Origin of the sequence: Bacillus sp. JS (genome assembly GCF_000259365.1) — a bacterium.
In the GTDB taxonomy this organism is placed as follows: Bacteria; Bacillota; Bacilli; order Bacillales; family Bacillaceae; genus Bacillus; species Bacillus stercoris.
On sequence record NC_017743.1, the window covers coordinates 3867045 to 3886235 of the forward strand.

A 19191-nucleotide genomic window follows, 5' to 3' on the forward strand; every position below is an offset into this window, starting at 1 on the left:
AGATGAAAAAAAACGGCTGTTTTAAAATCTTTCCATTCAGGGAATATTGTTACCGTTCAAAAAAGGAGGGTCAACCCATTGAAAGATGATCATCATAACAAGCAGCACGGATCAAATGCCCGGGGCAGCGAGGATGCGCTTTCTCATAAGACGTCCGGGAAAAATGAGTCAGAGGATACCTTAACGAACAGGCAGGGGCATCCTGTTACTGACAACCAAAATGTGAGAACCGTCGGGAACAGAGGGCCTACAACGCTTGAGAACTATGATTTTCTCGAAAAAATCAGCCACTTCGACCGGGAACGTATCCCAGAGCGCGTTGTTCATGCCAGGGGAGCAGGTGCACACGGGTATTTTGAAGCGTACGGAAGCTTCGGAGACGAACCGATTTCAACATACACCCGGGCCAAGCTCTTTCAGGAAAAAGGCAAGAAAACGCCGGCATTTGTCCGTTTTTCAACTGTGAATCATGGAAAACACTCACCTGAAACATTGAGAGATCCGCGCGGTTTTGCCGTAAAGCTATATACAGAAGACGGAAACTGGGATTTGGTCGGGAACAACCTGAAAATCTTTTTTATCCGCGACCCGCTGAAATTTCCGGATCTTGTACACGCATTTCAGCCTGATCCAGTGACCAACATCCAGGATGGTGAACGTATTTTTGATTTCATTTCTCAGTCTCCTGAAGCGACGCATATGATCACTTTCTTGTTTTCGCCTTGGGGCATTCCGGCCAACTACCGGCAAATGCAGGGTTCAGGGGTACATGCCTATAAATGGGTAAATGAGGAGGGCAAGGCCGTTCTCGTGAAATACCATTTCGAACCGAAGCAGGGTATCCGCAACCTGACACAGAAGGAAGCAGAAGAGATCCAAGGGAAAAACTTTAACCATGCCACACAGGATTTATATGACGCGATCGAAAATGGCGATTATCCGGAGTGGGAAGTGTATGCCCAAATCATGAGTAATGATGAACATCCTGAACTGGACTTTGATCCTCTTGATCCGACAAAACTGTGGTATAAAGACGATTTCCCATGGAAACCGATCGGCAAATTGGTGCTTAACAAAAATCCGGAAAACTACCATGCGGAAGTGGAGCAAGCTTCATTTGGAACGGGAGTGCTTGTCGACGGTCTTGATTTTTCCGATGACAAATTGCTTCAGGGACGGACGTTTGCCTACTCTGATACGCAGCGCTACCGTGTAGGCGCAAATTACCTGCAGCTCCCGATCAACTCGCCGAAAAAGCATGTCGCCACCAACCAGGAAGGCGGGCAAATGCAATATCGGGTTGATAGAGCAGAAGGACAAAACCCGCACGTCAACTATGAGCCATCCATTATGGGCGGGCTGAATGAAGCGAAGCAGGATGGAAAAGACCATACCCCTCATGTTGAAGGTGATGTAAAGCGTGAAGCGATTGACAGAACAAACAACTTCGGACAGGCTGGAGAAACGTACCGGAGATTTACTGAATTTGAACGGAACGAATTGATTACGAATTTGGTGAATACGCTTTCTACGTGCCGAAAAGAAATTCAGGATCAGATGATTGAGAATTTCACAAAAGCTGATCCTGACTATGGAAAACGCGTCGCGGAAGGGCTGAAAAAAGCTTCCGAAAACAACAGCAACGGGCCGATCGGCACAACTGAAACGGAACAAGCTGCAAAGCAGGCTGAACAGGAGAGCCATCCATCTGATCCGTATTAAAAACAGCGAACAGGGCTTTTTTAGAAGTCCTGTTTTTTATTTTTCTATTGAAACGCTTTCAATAATTGTGTTGTACTGGAAGGAAAGGGGTGGAGAGAACAATGGAATTACAGCAGGACTTGATTCCTCAGAAAAGAACAATCGGCGCTTTAGATCACGCCGTTTTTTTATGCATGGTATTTTGTTTCTGGTTTTCAGGCTATATTTACGTTCCTGTTTTCAGCCTGTATTTGGAGGATCTGCACTTTTCATACGGCGCAATCGGCATCATTCTCGGCAGCTACGGGGTCACGCAAATTCTTCTGCGCTTCCCGCTCGGCCTTCTGTCAGATATCCTGTTTTCTTTGCGCAAGCAATTGTTAATTGCCGGGTTCGGCTTTTCCGTCCTAAGCAGCCTGCTATTTCTGGTGTTTGATTCATTCTTCTTCGTGCTGGCCGCCCGGCTGTTTGCGGGAATTACTGCTTCTATGTGGGTGATGGCGACCATTTTATACGCACATTATTTCAATAATGGCAATGCATCAAAAGCAATGGGCATCATGCAATTTTTTACCGTCATGCCTCAGTTTGTCAGCATTGTGTTCTGCGGACTCGCCGCAGCCCATTTAGGGAGGCAGGTTCCTTTTTGGATGGCGCTGGCAGCCTCTGCCGCAGGTCTGGTGATCTGCTGCTTTATTAAAGATCCGTCTGCTCCTCCGGCGAACCGCGACACCATCCATGTCAATCAATACATCAAAGACACATTGCGGCTGCCAAAGCTGAAGCTTTTCACCATCTTGTCTATGACGGCTCATGCCGTATTATTTATGACAGTGTTTGGTTTTACGCCGCTTTACATCAATCAGCTCGGAATGGGCGACACAGAGCTGCTTTGGGTGATGAGCGCCTTTTTCCTCCCCCACGCAGCCGCCACATTAAGCTTTGTGTTTCTGCGCTTTACTAGCCCTATCGCCTACTCCGTGATGCTCATTAGCTTTGCTGTCACCGGGGTCTGCTTGCTATATGTTCCTTATTCAGCCACATTGTTCACGGTTTGCATCACACACGCCTGTATCGGGCTGGCGCTCGGCTTCGTTTTTCCTCTGCTGCTAAGCCATGTCGTCGAAATCAGTTCTGTCCGTTTAAAAATGTCAGTGATGGGGTTTTATCAATCATTTTATGCGCTAGGCATCTTCCTCGGACCCCTTTTTGCCGGGAAAATTGCACAGCTTTTCGGGCTTGCGGGAGTTTTTTATGGAGCCGGGTCGCTGGCATTTGCCGCCTTTTTTGTGATGCTCGCGCAAAAACGTAACATGATTAGTTAATAGCTTTCATACCGCTGGAAGCGCCACACAGAAAACATGGCAAGAAGCATGATGCACAGTATGGAGAAAGTGAGTGACCATCCGAAAAAATCTGCACGCTCTCCATGAAGAAGGATATGCTCCGCCTGCTTGCAAAGCTCGGCCGGAAGCCACTTCGCATAATCTGGGAATAGTGAGACAGCAAAGGAAACAGCTGCTGTGAAGCCGATCCCGCAAGCCGCAGCTGCTCCGAGAGACCGGAATATCGTGCTTCCGGCAAGGCCGGCAGTCACAATAAATATCACCCAAAGCGCGTAAAGGCCAAGACTTGCGGCAAAGCGGCTGAATGATGCGTCCTCAAACAGCAGCCGGACGTAATAATAAGCAAGCCCGTATCCAGCTGCGAACGACAGAATGCCGATCACACTTTGAGTGAGCCATTTACTCACGATATAATGGGCTGCCGTCACAGGCCGTGACATGATCAGCGCCGTTACCCCTTGATTCCTTTCATTGGCTACACAGCCCATCACGCTAAAGATGATCAGAGCCATGCCAAGCGTGTTGAATTGAGAAAGCGTGCTGACCATCACTTCAGACCCGGAGGGCACCGTAAAACTGATTTTCATGCCATCAGGAAGGTTTCCTCCATGTGCGATGATGTCCGGCATATAATAAATGGTCAGCGGCTGTGTCAGCCCGACGATCATCATCGCAATCGGCAGCCAAACCAGCTTGCCGCTTTTCCATCCTTCCAGCCATTCCTTCTGCAATAGCGCTATCATTACCTTCATGCGTGCACCACCTTGAGGTAGACGTCTTCGAGAGACTCGGTTTTCTGTTCAAAACGGGTGACGGTCAATCCCTTCCGGATACAATCACTTAATAAGGACCGGCCAGCGTGTATATCAGGCAGCTCGAAAACAGCTTGGGATTGATTCTTATAGACAATAGCTGAGATGTAAGGCTTCTCTTCAAGCCAGCCCTTCAGCTTCTCTTTCACTGTAAGGGTAAAAACGTTCGTTTGATGCTGTTTTTTCAGCTCCTGCAGCTCACCTTTCCATGAAACCTCACCGTTTTTCATAATCACCACTCGATCACACACCTGCTCTGCATCGTGCAAAACGTGTGTTGAAAACAGAACGGCCATATGCTTCTTCAGCTCCCGCATCATGTCCAGCACCTCGAACCGTCCTGTCGGATCAAGTGCAGACACCGGTTCATCCAATATCAAAAGCTTCGGTTTATGGAGCAGTGCCTGTGCCAGACCGAGTCTTTGTTTCATGCCTCCTGAATAGCCCCCGATCCTTTTGTGTGCCGCTTCGTGCAAACCGACAAATTCCAGCATCTCACCGATCTCCTCTTGGCACTTTTTCTTTGGAAGACCGGATAGTCGCCCGGCAAATATTAAAAATTCATTTGCGGTCATCCACGAATAAAAAGCAGGATACTGCGGGAGGTACCCAATCAAACACCGGTCCAGCTTTTTCTCCCCTAACAGCTTAATGTTTCCGGAGGTTGGCCAAAGCAGTCCGGCCAGCATTTGCAGAGTCGTGGTTTTGCCGGCTCCATTAGGTCCTAATAGTGCGACACACTCATTTTCATTTACGTGAAAACTGACATTCTTTACAGCTTCATGATGCCGATATGTTTTGCATAATGACTCAATAGACAGCATGCCATTCACCTTTGCTTTCTGCCGACGGTGAAAAATAAAATCGGCCCGATAATATTGATACATACGATGATTGCAGCCCACATCCACTTTGGCCCGTTTGTCCGCTCTTCTTTTATGCAGCTGATGAGAGCAAACACCGCCAAAGCCAACTGTAATACAATCAGCGGCAAAATCATTTCCCAAGAAATATTCATTGCTTGATCCCCCTTTTCTTCCGATCCGGCCTAATGACAAATAAGTAATAACAAATCAGCGGCATCGGTACTTGAATCAATCCGACAATCCCCCAAACCCATGCCATGCGATTTCGTTTTTTCGCATCAATAAATAAAAAGATTCCCTGCGCCACTACGAGGAGACAAGCCGCAACCGTGATGACAATTTCTGTTTGTGTCATCGGCGCTCCACCTCGCATTCCCCGAGCTGTCTTTTTTTCTCGGTCACAATCAAAATCGGCAGGATAGCAAGCACACAAACCTGAAGTACAATAAACACAGCAGGAGCTTGAGTGAATGCCAGGATCGCCGCACTCACAACCATCAGCGCGCAGAATACAAATAAAATGATCTCTTTTAGCAGTTTTCTTCTGCGTTCAGCTTTCATTTGTGACAGCTGGTAAAGCAGTTCTTTTTGATTCGGTATAGAGGGATTGGCTGTTTCATCAATTTTCTGCAATTCTGATTTTAAATGAAGAGATACCTTTTCTTTATTCATCGTCCCACTCCTTTCTGATTTGCTGGAGCCCTTTATGCACTCTGGACTTCACCGTGCCTTCCTTGATCTGCAGCATCAGCCCGATTTCGGCGTAGGTATAGCCGTAGTAATGCCTTAATAAAACCGGCGTGCGCAGTTTAGGGTCCAGCTTTGAAAACAGATCGAGCGTTTCGCTCCATTCTGCTCCTTTCACTGACACGTCCCACTTGATCTTGCGGATTGCTTCCTCCGTAACCGCCTGATTCCGTTTCCATTCTCTCTTTCTCTTTTTTTGGTGATCGAGGTAGAGCCTGGATGCAATAGAAATCAGCCACGTGGAGAATTTGGAACGGCCCTGGAAGCTTCTTAAATGAATGTACCCTTTCAAAAAGGTTTCCTGAACGAGCTCCTCACTGAGGTCAGGATGAAGAGAAAGTTTTAGCAAATATTTATATAAAAAAGAATAATGATAGTGGAAAAGAGCTGTAAACGCTTCGTCGTCTCCCTCTTTCGCCTGTTGTATCAGCTGCTGTTCTTCGTGTGTATCCAATGGCCGCGATCCCCCCTTTTTTTGTTTTTCTGCCTTATGTGACGACACCGGATTTAAAAGCGTTCATCTTTTTTTTACAATTCTTTTCAGCCATTGACAGATCAGGCTTCCCAGACGTTTGGCTGCATATCCTTATTTGTAAACCCCCTCATAGTCTGTTAAGCTATGACTTTATGTCGATTTCAAAAAAACATCCAATATGGAGGACGATGCATTGAAAGTAGAAAGGCGAACGATTGAATATATTCCGAATGAAGAAAGACATGGTAAAGCGAAAGATTTATTTCCCGTATGGTTCGGGGCTAATATGCATATCACCACGTTAGTGACCGGCACGATTCCCGTTGCAATGGGACTTAATTTGTTTTGGAGTGTTGCCGCTATTATTTGCGGAACCTTAATCGGTGCCATATTTATGGCGTCTCATTCCGCGCAAGGCCCTCAGCTTGGCATCCCGCAAATGATTCAAAGCCGTGCCCAATTCGGCGTAATTGGAGCGATTCTTCCCCTCTTCTTAGTCATGTTTATCTACCTTGGTTTCTTCGCAAGCAGCACGATTTTGGCGGCCGGAACCTTAAGCAGCTTTGTTCCCATCCCGGGATCATGGAGCATTATAGGCTTAAGCGCCGTATGTTTTTTACTCACCATTTTCGGCCATGATTTGATTCACAAAATGCAAAAAATCCTTTCTTGGACCTCTTTTGCTGTGTTTTTCGCTGCAACGATTCTTATTTTTCAATTGCCTATTCCGGCAGGCAGCTGGATTCCTGGAGCAGTTGATCTGCCCATTTTCTTGGTGGCAGTCAGCGCAGTTGCGACGTGGCAGCTTGCCTACGCGCCGTATGTTGCCGATTATTCAAGATATTTGCCAGTACAAACACCGGCTTCAAAAACATTTTGGTACAGCTATGCAGGTACATCTGTCAGCTCCATCTGGATGATGCTGCTCGGCGCTTTGCTGACAACTGCACTTCCTGACTTTACGGCAAACTCAGGAAGCCAGATTGTCCAATTGTTCGGCCCCTTCTCATTTATTATGCTGATCATTGTGTTATTTGGACAAATGGCAATCAATGTTTTTAACCTGTATGGAGCTTTCATGTCCACGACAACAACGCTGGAGCCGTTTCTGAAATTAAAAGTCACGCCCAAAGTCAGAATCACCATGATCCTGGGTGTCACGCTTGTCGGCACAGTCTTAAGCCTGCTGGGGCAAAGCAATTTTATGGAGCTGTTTTTGAGTTTCATCTTTTTCATCAGTTATTTCTTAATTCCATGGACGGCCATCAATTTAGTCGATTACTACTTTGTCCGCCACGGAAAGTATCAAGTCAAAGCCATGTTCGATGTAAACGGGCCTTATGGAAAGGTCAATTGGATCACCACGATTGCGTTCGTTCTGTCCATCTTGTTGGAAATTCCGTTTATCAATACAACCTTTTACATCGGACCGCTAGCCAAAATGTTTGGCGGCGGAGACATCGCATGGATTGTCGGCCTGGCCGTGCCTTCTGTGCTTTACTATGTATTAATGAAACCGCGTCTGAAAAAACGGGCGGGGTATCAAGAAAAGCTGTCTTCTCTATGAAGACAGCTTTTTTATCATTCAAATCGCTTCCACACGCGGGGCAGCATGTCAGAAAGCTCGTGAGCAAGCAGCGTATGAGCGGAATGCTCGTCCGTCCAGAGCTCGGCGCACGCGCCGTGCAGATAGACTGCGTTTAATATGGCGTGCTTTGAGTCCTCATGGCAGCAGAGCATCCCCAATATCATGCCCGTCAGCGTGTCACCGGTTCCGCCTTTGGCGAGCGCCCCGTTTCCGGTTGGGTTGAGCCAGCAGTCGCCATCAGGAAACGCGATGACGGTTTGATTTCCTTTTAATACAATGACAGTCTGCAGCCGAGCCGCCCACTCCTTTGCATGCTCCGCTCTTTTGTTTTGCAGCTCGTTCACTGGCACTCCTGTCATGCGGGAAAATTCGCCCGGGTGCGGCGTAAGGATGACGGGCGCCTCCCGTTTCGGATACGTGCGCTTTGCCAGCGCTCCGGCATCCAAAACAACAGGGCAATCCGCCGCAAGTGCATGATCGACTGCCTGCTGTACGCTTTCCGTTTGCGGAAGACCTGATCCGATGGCAATTGCCCGGTACTTCTCTTCAAGCTGAGCCTCCGCCGCTTTTTTCCAGCCGTTACGCCAATAGGTCGCCTCAGGAAGAACAGGAACAATCAGCGGGATCACACTTTCAGACGTACCGATGACAAGCTTGCCGAGACCGCTCCGCATGGCCCCGAGCCCCGCCAGAAGCGCCGCGCCCGGCATGTCGTCGCTTCCCGCCAGCAGCAAGGCCGTACCGTACGTGCCTTTATGGCTCTCGGCATCTCTTTCAGGGAGCGAGGCCCTCACATGCTCCTCCGTCCAAAATGGAACATTCATCTCTATCCCTCCTCTGCTTTCTCTTCCTATTTTTCCTGCACCTTTTCTTTTTCAAACAAAAAAGACAGCCTTTTAGGGCTGTCTTCTATTTTACAGGAACATCAAGGTGATACAGGCGGCGATATCGTTCGTTTGCCGCCAACAGCTCCTCATGGGTTCCTTCCATTTCCGTTTTGCCGTTTTCGAGAAATACGATTTTATCGGCTGCTTCCACTCCCGCGAGATGGTGTGTAATCCATAAAATCGTTTTTCCTTTCAGCACCTCAAACACCGTTTCCATCAATTCACGCTCAGTGATGGGGTCGAGACCAACCGTTGGCTCATCAAGGATGATGATCGGCGTATCCTGCAGCAAGATCCGCGCAAGTGCGATCCGCTGGCGCTCTCCACCGGAAAAACGGATGCCCGTTTCCTGTACAGAGGTATGATATCCGTCAGGAAGCGACTCAATGTAGTCATGCAGCTTGACCTGCTTTGCGGCACGGCGCACATCCTCGTCGCTTGCTTCTCCGTTTCCGAGCCTGATGTTGTTCAAAATACTTGTATCAAACAGGTGCGGTTTTTGATTTAACACAGCCACCGCATCAGCAATCTGATCCTTTAACAGCGCTGTCTCCACTCCGTTTAACGTCACAGAACCGGAGTCCGGTTTTAAGGCGCCTTCGATTAATGCAAGCGACGTAGATTTCCCAGAGCCGCTTCGGCCAAGCAGCGCCATTTTTTCTCCTTGGCGCAGCGTAAAGGAAAAGTTGTCAAGCACTTGGCCGCTGTTGTCATAAGAAAACGTCACATCACGAAAGGACAGGGTAACATCTTGGAGATCAAGCGTTTGTGCCCCTGATTCTGTGTGTGATGCCTCCGGCTGAGGAGCCACCCTGTTCATGCGTTTGATAGAATCCTGATAGCCCGGCACTTCGCCTAAGGCATCCGAAAGCGGCAAAAAGGCTTCCGTCAGCGGGAACACCACAAGCACAAAAGCGGCAATCATCGTTTTAGCGAGCTCGCCGTCCGCTTGCTGTCCCGCCGTCCAAAAGAGCATCAGCAAAATAAGACCGGCGACAAGGCATTGCGCAGCAAAGTCCCGCCATCTTGTAAAGCGTTGTTTTTTCCGTTCAAGCTCAAACCAATCATGTTCCTCTTTTTCATACGCATCAATAAAAGCATGCCGGCGTCCGCTGAACATCCAATCGCTGACACCCATCACGGCATCTGTCAAACGGCTGTACAGTACATTCCGTCCGCTTTTCAGCTTCGCATTCCTCGCTCTCGTCACGAGCAAAGACACAACAGGAAACAATACAACAAGAACAAACAAATACAGCGCAATCAAGATGGCAAACGGCCAAGAGAAGAAGCCGAGCGCTATCACTGACACAGCATACAGGAGCAAGGCTGAGATCGCAGGAAAAATCGTTTTTAAGAAAGCATCCTGCAAATGTTCAATATCCTCAGACAAAATGCCGAGCATATCCCCTGTGCGAAAACGGGAACGCAGCATCAAAGCACCCGGCTCAAGCATATTGTAAAGGCGGACGCGCATGTCAGATACGATTTTCAAAATGATGTGATGGCCGACGAGCCGTTCCACATATCGCGACACAGACCGTGCAATCCCAAAGGTGCGGACAGCGACAATCGGCACATAAATGAGCAGGATGTTTTCCGGCCTTGTCGCCGCTTTAGAAATCAAGAATCCTGAGGTGAACATGAGGAAAGCAGCAGAAAAAATCGTCACCGCGCCCAAAAAGATAACCAGAACGAACAGGCGGGCATTTTGCTTAATATACGGCAGAATCCATTCTTCTTTCTTCATGCTCTTTCCCCCAGTTGTGCCTTCACGAGTTTGGTGTACACACCGTTTTTCTTCAGCAGTTCATCATGAGTCCCGATTTCCGCAACCCTGCCCCCGTCAAGCACGATAATTTCATCCATATCAAGCATCCAGTGAAGACGGTGAGTCGCGAGAAAGACGAGCTTATCCTCGAATAAATCCAGCATCGTTTCTTTTATTTCATATTCTGTTTCGATATCAAGATGGGCGGTCGGCTCATCCAGCAGCAGAATCGGGCGGTTTCCCAAAAAGGCGCGGGCCAGCGCGACACGCTGTGCTTGTCCGCCGCTGAGCGCCCGGCCGCCTTCCCCGATCCGCCCCTCTAATCCGTCAGGAAGCTTATCCACCAGCTCCGTCAGACCCGCCGCAGCAGCGGCACGGACTGTATCCTCTGCCGAAGCGCTTGGGTGGTAGAAGCGAATGTTATTGCTAAGCGTATCATCAAAAATGTACGGATGCTGAGGGATGTACAGAAGATTTTTCTGCCAGCTGCCGTCCTGCAAATGGGACCGGCTTGTGCCATTCACCTCAATCATCCCGCCATCCGGCTCTAAAAATCCGCCGAGGATATCAATTAATGTTGATTTTCCGGCACCACTTGCACCGATAATGCCGATTTTTTTCTTACCTTTGAAAGACAGATCAATATCAGACACCGAACGGCCGACTGACACGCCTGACAGCTTCAGCTCATCCTGATCACCCCAAGTCTCGAGCTGAAGCGGCGTCTCTTCTTTAAAACCAGGCTGTGACAAAATCTCTTGAATGGTTTTTCCTGCTTCCTGGCCGTTCAGCGTTGCATGATAATCATTCCCCACTTCCCGCACCGGCAGAAAATACTCAGGCGCCAGAATAAGCGCCGTTAAAGCGGGACCAAGCAAAATATCGCCGTCAATCAGGCGCAGGCCCAGAAACACCGCGACTGTCGCCACCGACAGCATCGTGAAGAAATCGAGGGCGAATGATGATAAAAACGCCACCCGGAGTGTGCTCATTGTTGCTTTGCGATAACGCTCACTCACGTAGAAAATATTTTTGCTGTGTGACTTGCTCAAACCTAGGAAACGCAATGTCTCCAGCCCGCGAAGAGAATCAACAAAATGATTGGAAAGTCTCTGATAGGATTTCCACTGGCGATCCGCTTTTCTCTGCGCGACAAGGCCAAGGAGAATCATAAAAATGATTAGAATCGGCATCGCTGCGACTAAAATGACGGCCGACGTACGATCCTGGAAAAACACATAAATGACAACCGCCGCAGGCACAATCGCCATACTGACCATTTTCGGCAGAAACAGCTCCAGGTAACGGCGGAACTGGCTGATGCCTTCCATCGCCAGCGTCACCATTTGCCCCGTCCCCTCTTTCTTTGCAAAGCGGGGGCCTAAACGGAACAGCTGATCAAGAAAACTTTTTCTCAAATCTGCTCCTGTCCGGGCGGCATATTGATAGACGATTTTCTGGCGCGCCACCGTCACCCCGTGCCGGGCGATAAAAGCGATGAGGAAAAAGCCGATCACCGGAAACAGGGAGGCAATGCCCTCCCCATTGAACAGTCCGGTTACGGCCTCACTCAGCCACTCTGCCTGCATAATAATAGCGGCTGTCTGAATCAGCGTTAAACAAGTAATCACGGTGAGAATCCGCTTCATTCCTTTATATCGAAACAGGTCTTTTCCCATTAATAAGTCATAGGCTCCTTATGGCTGACGCGCTTCCGGAAGACATAATAGCTCCAGATCTGGCTGCCGATGACGAACGGCAATAGCGTTAATGCTGCAATTGACATGACTTTAAGCGAATAATCACCGGAAGAAGCGTTAGCTACTGTTAAATCGTATGCGCTTTTAAGCGAGCTGACCATTACGCGAGGGAATAGGGAAATAAAGATCATTCCCACGGTCAGCGCAAGACCAGCGCCTGTCATCCCAAATGTCCAGCCGTCTTTTTTCTTACGGATAAATACAGCCGCGAGCATAAAGCAGATGACAATCAAAACAACGAGCGGAATGGTAATTTCTCCGCGGCGTGTAAACATGTCTGTCTGATACGCAGAAAGAGCCGCGAAGGCAAGAACCGCTACAAAAACAACACCCATTATCTTTTGTGCCATTTTCCGGGCGCGGTTTTGCAAATCACCAATCGTACGCAGCGTAATAAACATTAATCCGTGCTGGAAGCAAAGAAGTGTTACCGTCACACCGCCAAGTATAGAATATACATTGATATAATCAGATACATGTGCGTGAATGTTCATGTCGGCATCAATCGGCATTCCGCGGAATAATGTCGTGAACAGAACACCAAGCACAAACGGAGGAATCAGACTGCCGAAGAAAACGACCCAGTCCCAAACCTTTACCCATTTCAAATGATCCACCTTGCCGCGGAACTCAAACGCGACCCCGCGGCCCATTAACGCAAGCAGCACAATGACAAACGGAATGTAATAACCGCTCAGCATCGTTGCATACCAGTTTGGGAATGCCGCGAAAATGGCGCCCGCGCCAGTCAAAAGCCACACTTCATTCGCGTCCCAGAACGGCCCGATCGTGTTGATCAGCACTCTGCGTTCTAATTCATTATGGCCAAGAAAACGGGTCGCCATGCCGACCCCGAAATCAAAGCCTTCCAAAAAGAAGAATCCTACAAACAATACAGCAACGAGTATAAACCAAAGATCATGAAGAGATGCCATGGTATACCTCCTGACTAAATGGATCTGTTGATACAGGCACTTCATGATGATCATCATGCTCGGCACCTTTTTTAATCTCACGGATAAACAAGAAGACAAGCAGCGCGCCCAGAATCATGTACATCACACCGAATGCGATGATTGAGAATAACAAGGAGCCCGCTGTTACGTTAGGCGACACGGATTGAGCCGTTGTCATCAAGCCCATAACCGTCCAAGGCTGACGCCCGATTTCTGTCATAATCCAGCCCGCGGAGTTCGCAAGAAACGGGAAGGATATCAAAGCGATCATGATGCGCAAATACCATTTGCTGTTTTCAAGCTTTTTGCGGCGGTTCAGCCAAAGGCCGCCTAACGCTGCAAGAATCATGACAACGCCTGCGCCAACCATGATGCGGAAGCTCCAGAATGTCGTTTTGACCGGCGGAATATAGTCGCCTTTTCCGTATATTTTTTCGTACTCAGCCTGAAGTGTCTTCATCCCTTTGACACTTCCGCTGAATTTCTGATAAGCCAAGTAGCTCAAAGCATAAGGAACTTTGATCTCATTTGAGCTTTTTTCATTTTTTGTATCGATCGTCGCAAAAGCGGTCCAAGCAGCAGGATCACCGCTATCTTCCCACAGGCCTTCACTGGCAGCCATTTTCATCGGCTGTGATTCCATTAAGTGCTCAGCCTGCATGTGTCCGCTAAGACCGACGCCAAGACCTGCACAAAGGCCAACGATCATTGCGAGTTTAAAAGATTGCTTAAAGAACGGCACTTCTTTTTTCTTCAATAGTTTAAAAGCACTCACTCCGGCAATAAAGAAAGCCCCGGTGGCAAGCGCACCGAAAATAACGTGCGGGAATTCAACCCAAAGCTGAGGGTTTGTGATCAGCGCGCCAAAGTCATTCATTTCCGCGCGGCCGTTTTTGATCGTAAAGCCGACTGGCTCCTGCATAAAGGAGTTTGCTGTTAAAATCCAGAAAGATGACATGATCGTTCCGAATGATACGAGCCATATGCAGAGAGCGTGAATTTTCTTCGGCAGGCGGTCCCAGCCAAATATCCATAATCCGATAAAAATAGATTCCATAAAAAACGCCAATAGGGCTTCAATCGCAAGTGGAGCGCCAAATACATCTCCGACAAAACGGGAATAATCAGACCAGTTCAGTCCAAACTGGAATTCTTGCAAAATCCCCGTTACAACACCGACTGCGAAATTTATTAAGAATAAGTGTCCCCAAAACTTTGCCATTTTGAGATACAGCTCATTTTTCTTCACAAGATAAAGAGTCTCCATCAACGCAACCATAAACACAAGCCCGATAGACATCGGCACAAACAAGAAATGAAACAACGTTGTAGATGCAAATTGTATGCGGGCTAATACCAATTCACTCATGCTTTCTCCTCCATTTCCGGTTGAAACTAGTAATTTGCTCACCACTTCACAAATAGAACCAAAACTTTGATCAGTAATTCACAAAATAGACGAAAAAATATTGTTCAATATTTCACAAATGTGTCAAAAAGTCGTCCAATATGATGCAAGATTGCTAGACTGACAAAATGACACAATCTCTGACTGGTTCATATTAAGTACTTTACAACGATTCATATCAAAAATAAAGTCTAAAACACCTAAAAAGTCCCATACTATGTGACGGTTTTTTGTCTATTTTGTTGCTTATTTATGTCGGCTGCTAGGATAAATGACCCTTTATCATCGTACATCAACACATCGTTCCTTGCGAACAAAATGCTCACACCCGCTTCAGCACTCGAGTCTCAGCATTCCGTCATAAACCGATTTTAGTCAGAATGCCTCTTTCCATTTAAGCCGGCAAGAGGAGAAAAGCTGAATAGTAAATTTTTAATATATTAATAATTTCAATTTTTTAGTATACTTAACATAGTGAACAATTTCACTGCATCAAGAATAGGGGAGGTTTTTCAATGGGAGAGCTTCAAACACACATGCAATTGCAAACGGATACAATTCACGAAGGGGTTCGAAAAGAGAATTGGTTTGCGAAAGCCATGAATATAAAAGTAGGCATCATACCGCTTCCTGTGTATGCCTTGCTGTTTATATTAATCACTGTTTTTGTTATGCATCACGATGTAAAAAGTGACATTCTGACATCCATTGCCGTCATGGCGTTTTTCGGGTTTACCTTTGCCCAAATCGGCAAATCGATACCGATTGTTCGTTCTATCGGCGGCCCGGCCATCCTAGCTACTTTTATTCCATCCGCTGTCGTGTACTATCACCTGCTGCCTAATGATATCGTCAAATCCACAACAGAATTTACAGAAAACTCAAACTTTCTATATTTGTTTATCGCCGGTATTGTCGTCGGAAGCATCCTCGGCATGAAAAGAGAAACACTCGTAAAAGCATTTATGAAAATCTTTATTCCGCTTATTGTCGGTTCTGTCACAGCCGCTATTGTCGGACTGGCTGTCGGGACTTTGCTCGGACTCGGATTTCAGCATACACTGCTGTATATCGTTATTCCTATCATGGCCGGAGGAGTCGGAGAAGGTGCTATTCCGCTGTCCATTGGCTATTCTGACATCATGCCCATTTCTCAAGGGGAAGCGTTTGCACTTGTTCTCCCATCGATTATGCTGGGCAGCCTGTGCGCGATTATTCTAGCGGGCTTATTAAACAGAATTGGAAAGAAAAAACCGGAATGGACTGGAAACGGCAAAGTGGACCGCTCCGAAGAAGAGTCCCCTGGGCTGGAGGAATCACAGAGCGGTCAGCACATGTTCAACCTTTCTTTATTTGCGTCAGGCGGTATCCTTGCTGTTTCTTTATACTTAGTCGGCATGCTCGCCCATGATTTTTTCGGATTTCCGGCACCCGTTGCCATGCTGTTACTGGCTGTTCTAATCAAGCTGTTCAGATTGGCGCCTGCCTCAATTGAAAATGGCGCGTTTGGAGTATCCCGCTTCTTTTCAACAGCTGTGACCTACCCGCTGCTCTTTGCGATCGGGGTATCCATGACGCCGTGGGACAAGCTTATCGCTGCTTTTAACCTCAGCAATATCATTACAATTCTGTCTGTCGTTGTGACCATGATGGCCGTCGGCTTCTTCACCGGAAAATGGCTGAACATGTATCCGATTGAAACCGCCATTATTAATGCATGCCATTCAGGGCAAGGCGGCACCGGTGACGTCGCTATTTTAAGCGCGGCGGAAAGGCTTGAGCTGATGCCGTTCGCCCAGGTGTCTACCCGCATCGGGGGAGCGATTACAGTATCCTTAACCTTATTGCTGCTGCACCAATTTTATTGATACACCTCGGAGCAAGTTCTTCGGAAAACGAAAGAGCTTGCTTTTTGCATGTCCGTATTTTTGCAAGTTCCCATCCCATGCTATAGTAATAGTTGGAAATACTAGATAGAAAGGAATTTGGCATGCCTATGGGAACTCATCTATTTCTCTTTATGCTTCTCGGCCTGGGATTTTATTTGATATCAGCCCTGGCTGCAAAACTCATTCCGGCCATAGACTTCTGGATTGATATTGTGCTATGGGTTGGCGCTGCAGTTTACATCTTCTCTCATCTCTCATTCATGGACGGCATTGTCTCAATCGCGACAATGTTCTACTGCTATTGGACCGCAATGGATCTCATTGTTTCAGAACGTGCGGAAAAACCTTCGGGAGACTGGCAGGAAATCGAGCTTGCCAGAAACAAAACACGTCTCCTGTCAGACATTACGCTGACCGCCATTGTGTTTGCAGGGGCTGTTATTTTTTTCATCTATGGACCTGACCCAAGCCCTCTCAAATATGTAATCCTTCTCGGCATGATCTCCGGTGGAGGAGCACTGGTGAAGCGAATACTGAATGTTTTCAGTGTAAAGGTTTTCTATTCAGCAGCCTTAGAAAAATTGCATATCAGCTCACACTATGAAACCCGTACATATCCGCTTTCCGATTTGAAGGACATTCAGCTTGAATCTACGGCTGATCTCTTAAAGCTCCATCCGCTTATGACGATGTATTCATCACGTTTAGATTTGACAACAAGCTTTCAGCAAGTCATTAAACTGTCTCTTCCCGGCGAAACACTGTTTCTGACGGTGAAGGAACCGCAAAAATGGAAAACGATTTTCCGAGAATACGCAGATGAAGAAATCAATGTGGACAATGTAATTTCTGTTTTGCCGTTTTATCATAGAAAAAATGTGAAGCGGCTGCTCGGGAAGCTTTATTTTGCCGCCAGCGTAAAAGGGATATCCGCTTACGCCTTATTGGTGCTCGTGTTATACGCATTACACGCCTCTCCATGGATCATGGCTGCAGCGGTTATCCTGTATTGGGTATTCAACATGTATATGTCAGACCGTGTGTTGCGGGCGGCGATGGACGCCAAGCCCTGTCATCATCCGCATGTACAGGCAGCGGCTGACGAGATTTTCCGCAAGGCCGGCATTTCCCATGTCCGCATATACGAAACGGAGAGTGATGATTACAACGGAATGGCTGTAGGCATGAATGTCGGAAGGTCAATGGTCATTCTGACAAGCGCCACACTAACCCTGCCTCTGCGTGTCATTGAAGGCATTCTGGCCCATGAGGCGATTCATATTAAAAAACGTGATGTACTGTCATCACAGATTTTGCGTTTTCTCTATCTTGGAGCTGTCGTTGGGATTATCCTCTTGTTTGAGCAGCATATCATCCACCCCGAGGCCCACAAAATTGCGCTTTGGGCTTTCATTATGGCAATCATTGTCCTGTTTCAGCTCTATCAATCCTTTTGTTCACAATGGATGGAGGTGCGTGCTGACAACCTTGGCGCATCCTTGCTGGAGGGCGGTTACAAACAAATGGCTGAAGCCTTGAGGGTCTTGGCGGTTCGGCAGGATGAGGACATACAGAAACAAAGTGCCTATAGCGCTGAAGCAGATGAAGACGAGCTTCAAATTGACTCTCTCACCCGGGATAAAAGCTGGCTTTTCAGATTGATTGATTTTCAGTTCGCCCCTCATCCTCCTATGTATTGGCGTGTCGGCACTTTATTGTCAAACAAAGGACACGGGGTGCTGAAGCGTTGGCTCAGAGACCGCCTGAAAGAATCGATCACTTTGAAATGAAACCGGTCAGCGTTTCATCCGTATAACAAATATGGTGAAAAAAGGGAGTGGTGAGAAGTGATTGTGATCATCTTATTGTTTATATCTATTATTGTTTTTCTTTCAGTCATTCAGCCGCAGCCATCGGAGCATAAAAGCCGCCAGCAGGCGGACAGCGGGTATTTCGGCTATTCAGACAATGGCTCACACCATGATGGATGCAGCAGTGACGGGGGTTTTAGCGATTCCGGATGTGGTGGCGGAGGCGATTGAGCGCCTCCTTTTTTTATTTCATTGATTCGACGTACGCGCCAAAAGCCGAGCCCGACATGCCTGGGGACACGCGCACGCGATGGAGGGCGTACATTCCCTGGTCTCTCGAAGCCGCGCCCGGTTCTGTCGTCACGCCCATTTGATAGCCCGTTTCTTTGGCGGCCTTCAGCGTCTCTTCATTGTAGCGCCCTACCGGATAGCTGATGATGGTGGTTTTCTGATGAAACATGTGGTCAAACAGTTTTTTCGAATCTGCCATCTCGCTGTGCTGCCGTTGAGGCGTTAACCCATTCAGTTCAAGGTGGTCAATTGTATGGCTTTCAATCGATATGCCGTGCTGTGTCATTTCTTTCATTTGGTCCTCTGTCAGATGGTGCTTATGTCCGATCGATTTGCCGATCATAAAAATCGTCGCCTTCATCCCGTACTTTTTCAGCACCGGATACGCGTCTTGATAGTTGTCGGTGTAGCCGTCATCAAACGTAATCAGCACGCATTTCTCACTCGGCTTTTTATCCTGCGTCAGCATGAGATACGCCTCTTTTGGCGTTAATGTCTGATAGCCGTTATCGTGCAGCCACTTCATATGCGCTTCGAATTCTTTCTTTGGGACACGAAGGCTGTTTCCTGAGGAAATGCTGTGGTACATCAAAATCGGCAGCTTTGCCGGTGTCTCTGTTTTGATCCATCCGGCTGTATCGTCTTCTTTTTTCTGAACTTGTACTGCTTTTTCTTCCGGTTTCTTTTGTTCCGCTTTGGGCATCGTCTGCTCTGCATTCGCCTCTTGATCAGCGCAAGCCGCAAGAGCCAAGCAGCTTCCCAAAAGAAAGATGCTTAAGATAAAACGTTTCATCGGTTCCCTGCTTTCTGTCTATTTCTTCCTCCTTTTTCATCGGTCTGTTTCTGAGATTTTCAATAGCAAAAAACCGGACATGAAATCATG

At 47.6% G+C, this 19191-nt stretch carries 18 protein-coding genes; 6 read left to right on the forward strand and 12 right to left on the reverse strand.

The features are described from left to right. The first annotated feature begins 78 nt into the window (after positions 1–78). Positions 79–1722: a catalase KatX gene (gene katX / locus MY9_RS19625; protein WP_014665902.1), complete on the forward strand. Its 1644-nt coding sequence runs from the start codon at positions 79–81 to the stop codon at positions 1720–1722. 101 nt (positions 1723–1823) lie between these two features. Then, a complete protein-coding gene (locus MY9_RS19630; RefSeq protein ID WP_014665903.1) occupies positions 1824–3026 on the forward strand; it encodes an MFS transporter in 1203 nt (400 codons plus the stop codon). Here the strand turns inward: MY9_RS19630 and MY9_RS19635 are convergent. Genes MY9_RS19635 through sigY form a run of 6 tightly spaced genes read right to left on the reverse strand, consistent with a single transcriptional unit; the run spans position 3023 to position 5926 of the window. After that, positions 3023–3799 carry an ABC transporter permease gene (locus MY9_RS19635; protein WP_014665904.1) on the reverse strand — a complete coding sequence of 259 codons (777 nt, stop codon included), beginning with the start codon at positions 3797–3799 and terminating at the stop codon, positions 3023–3025. The two genes, MY9_RS19630 and MY9_RS19635, sit on opposite strands and share 4 nt — an antisense overlap. Next, positions 3796–4683, reverse strand: coding sequence for an ABC transporter ATP-binding protein (locus tag MY9_RS19640; RefSeq protein ID WP_014665905.1), 888 nt, complete (start codon positions 4681–4683; stop codon positions 3796–3798). The genes MY9_RS19635 and MY9_RS19640 overlap by 4 nt, the downstream gene beginning before the upstream one ends. 5 nt (positions 4684–4688) lie before the next feature. After that, positions 4689–4877: a sigma Y negative regulator YxlE gene (gene yxlE, locus MY9_RS19645; protein WP_003227293.1), complete on the reverse strand. Its 189-nt coding sequence runs from the start codon at positions 4875–4877 to the stop codon at positions 4689–4691. Further along, complete coding sequence (gene yxlD / locus MY9_RS19650; protein ID WP_014665906.1) at positions 4874–5080, reverse strand: sigma Y negative regulator YxlD; 207 nt, start codon at positions 5078–5080, stop codon at positions 4874–4876. The genes yxlE and yxlD overlap by 4 nt, the downstream gene beginning before the upstream one ends. Next, positions 5077–5397 (reverse strand): YxlC family protein, encoded by a 321-nt coding sequence (locus tag MY9_RS19655; protein ID WP_014665907.1) that lies wholly within the window; start codon positions 5395–5397, stop codon positions 5077–5079. Before MY9_RS19655 ends, yxlD begins: the two co-directional genes overlap by 4 nt. Continuing rightward, positions 5390–5926, reverse strand: coding sequence for an RNA polymerase sigma factor SigY (gene sigY / locus MY9_RS19660; protein ID WP_014665908.1), 537 nt, complete (start codon positions 5924–5926; stop codon positions 5390–5392). The genes MY9_RS19655 and sigY overlap by 8 nt, the downstream gene beginning before the upstream one ends. Positions 5927–6140: 214 nt before the next feature. On the opposite strand from sigY, the gene MY9_RS19665 reads away from it, so the two are divergent. Further along, positions 6141–7514 carry a cytosine permease gene (locus MY9_RS19665; protein WP_014665910.1) on the forward strand — a complete coding sequence of 458 codons (1374 nt, stop codon included), beginning with the start codon at positions 6141–6143 and terminating at the stop codon, positions 7512–7514. A 14-nt stretch (positions 7515–7528) separates the two neighbouring features. Here MY9_RS19665 and MY9_RS19670 read toward each other — a convergent pair whose 3' ends face one another. The 5 genes from MY9_RS19670 to cydA all read right to left on the reverse strand — a co-directional run bounded on the left by MY9_RS19670 (position 7529) and on the right by cydA (position 14278). Continuing rightward, positions 7529–8359, reverse strand: coding sequence for an NAD(P)H-hydrate dehydratase (locus MY9_RS19670; protein WP_014665911.1), 831 nt, complete (start codon positions 8357–8359; stop codon positions 7529–7531). An 85-nt stretch (positions 8360–8444) separates the two neighbouring features. Further along, complete coding sequence (gene cydC / locus MY9_RS19675) at positions 8445–10172, reverse strand: thiol reductant ABC exporter subunit CydC (RefSeq protein ID WP_014665912.1); 1728 nt, start codon at positions 10170–10172, stop codon at positions 8445–8447. Continuing rightward, positions 10169–11872, reverse strand: a complete 1704-nt coding sequence (gene cydD, locus MY9_RS19680) for a thiol reductant ABC exporter subunit CydD (protein ID WP_014665913.1) — start codon at positions 11870–11872, stop codon at positions 10169–10171. Before cydD ends, cydC begins: the two co-directional genes overlap by 4 nt. After that, positions 11872–12888, reverse strand: a complete 1017-nt coding sequence (gene cydB / locus MY9_RS19685; protein WP_014665914.1) for a cytochrome d ubiquinol oxidase subunit II — start codon at positions 12886–12888, stop codon at positions 11872–11874. Before cydB ends, cydD begins: the two co-directional genes overlap by 1 nt. Further along, complete coding sequence (gene cydA / locus MY9_RS19690) at positions 12872–14278, reverse strand: cytochrome ubiquinol oxidase subunit I (protein ID WP_014665915.1); 1407 nt, start codon at positions 14276–14278, stop codon at positions 12872–12874. The genes cydB and cydA overlap by 17 nt, the downstream gene beginning before the upstream one ends. Positions 14279–14832: 554 nt before the next feature. Here cydA and cimH point away from each other — a divergent pair. The 3 genes from cimH (at position 14833) to MY9_RS19705 (ending at position 18248) form a co-directional block, all read left to right on the forward strand. After that, complete coding sequence (cimH, locus tag MY9_RS19695) at positions 14833–16185, forward strand: citrate/malate transporter CimH (protein WP_014665916.1); 1353 nt, start codon at positions 14833–14835, stop codon at positions 16183–16185. A 122-nt stretch (positions 16186–16307) separates the two neighbouring features. After that, complete coding sequence (locus MY9_RS19700) at positions 16308–17996, forward strand: M56 family metallopeptidase (protein ID WP_081483652.1); 1689 nt, start codon at positions 16308–16310, stop codon at positions 17994–17996. A 57-nt stretch (positions 17997–18053) separates the two neighbouring features. Further along, a complete protein-coding gene (locus tag MY9_RS19705) occupies positions 18054–18248 on the forward strand; it encodes a hypothetical protein (protein ID WP_014665918.1) in 195 nt (64 codons plus the stop codon). A 13-nt stretch (positions 18249–18261) separates the two neighbouring features. On the opposite strand, the gene MY9_RS19710 is transcribed toward MY9_RS19705, so the two are convergent. Then, entirely contained in the window at positions 18262–19101 is an 840-nt protein-coding gene (locus tag MY9_RS19710; RefSeq protein WP_014665919.1) for a polysaccharide deacetylase family protein, read from the reverse strand. Between the last annotated feature and the right edge of the window lie 90 nt (positions 19102–19191).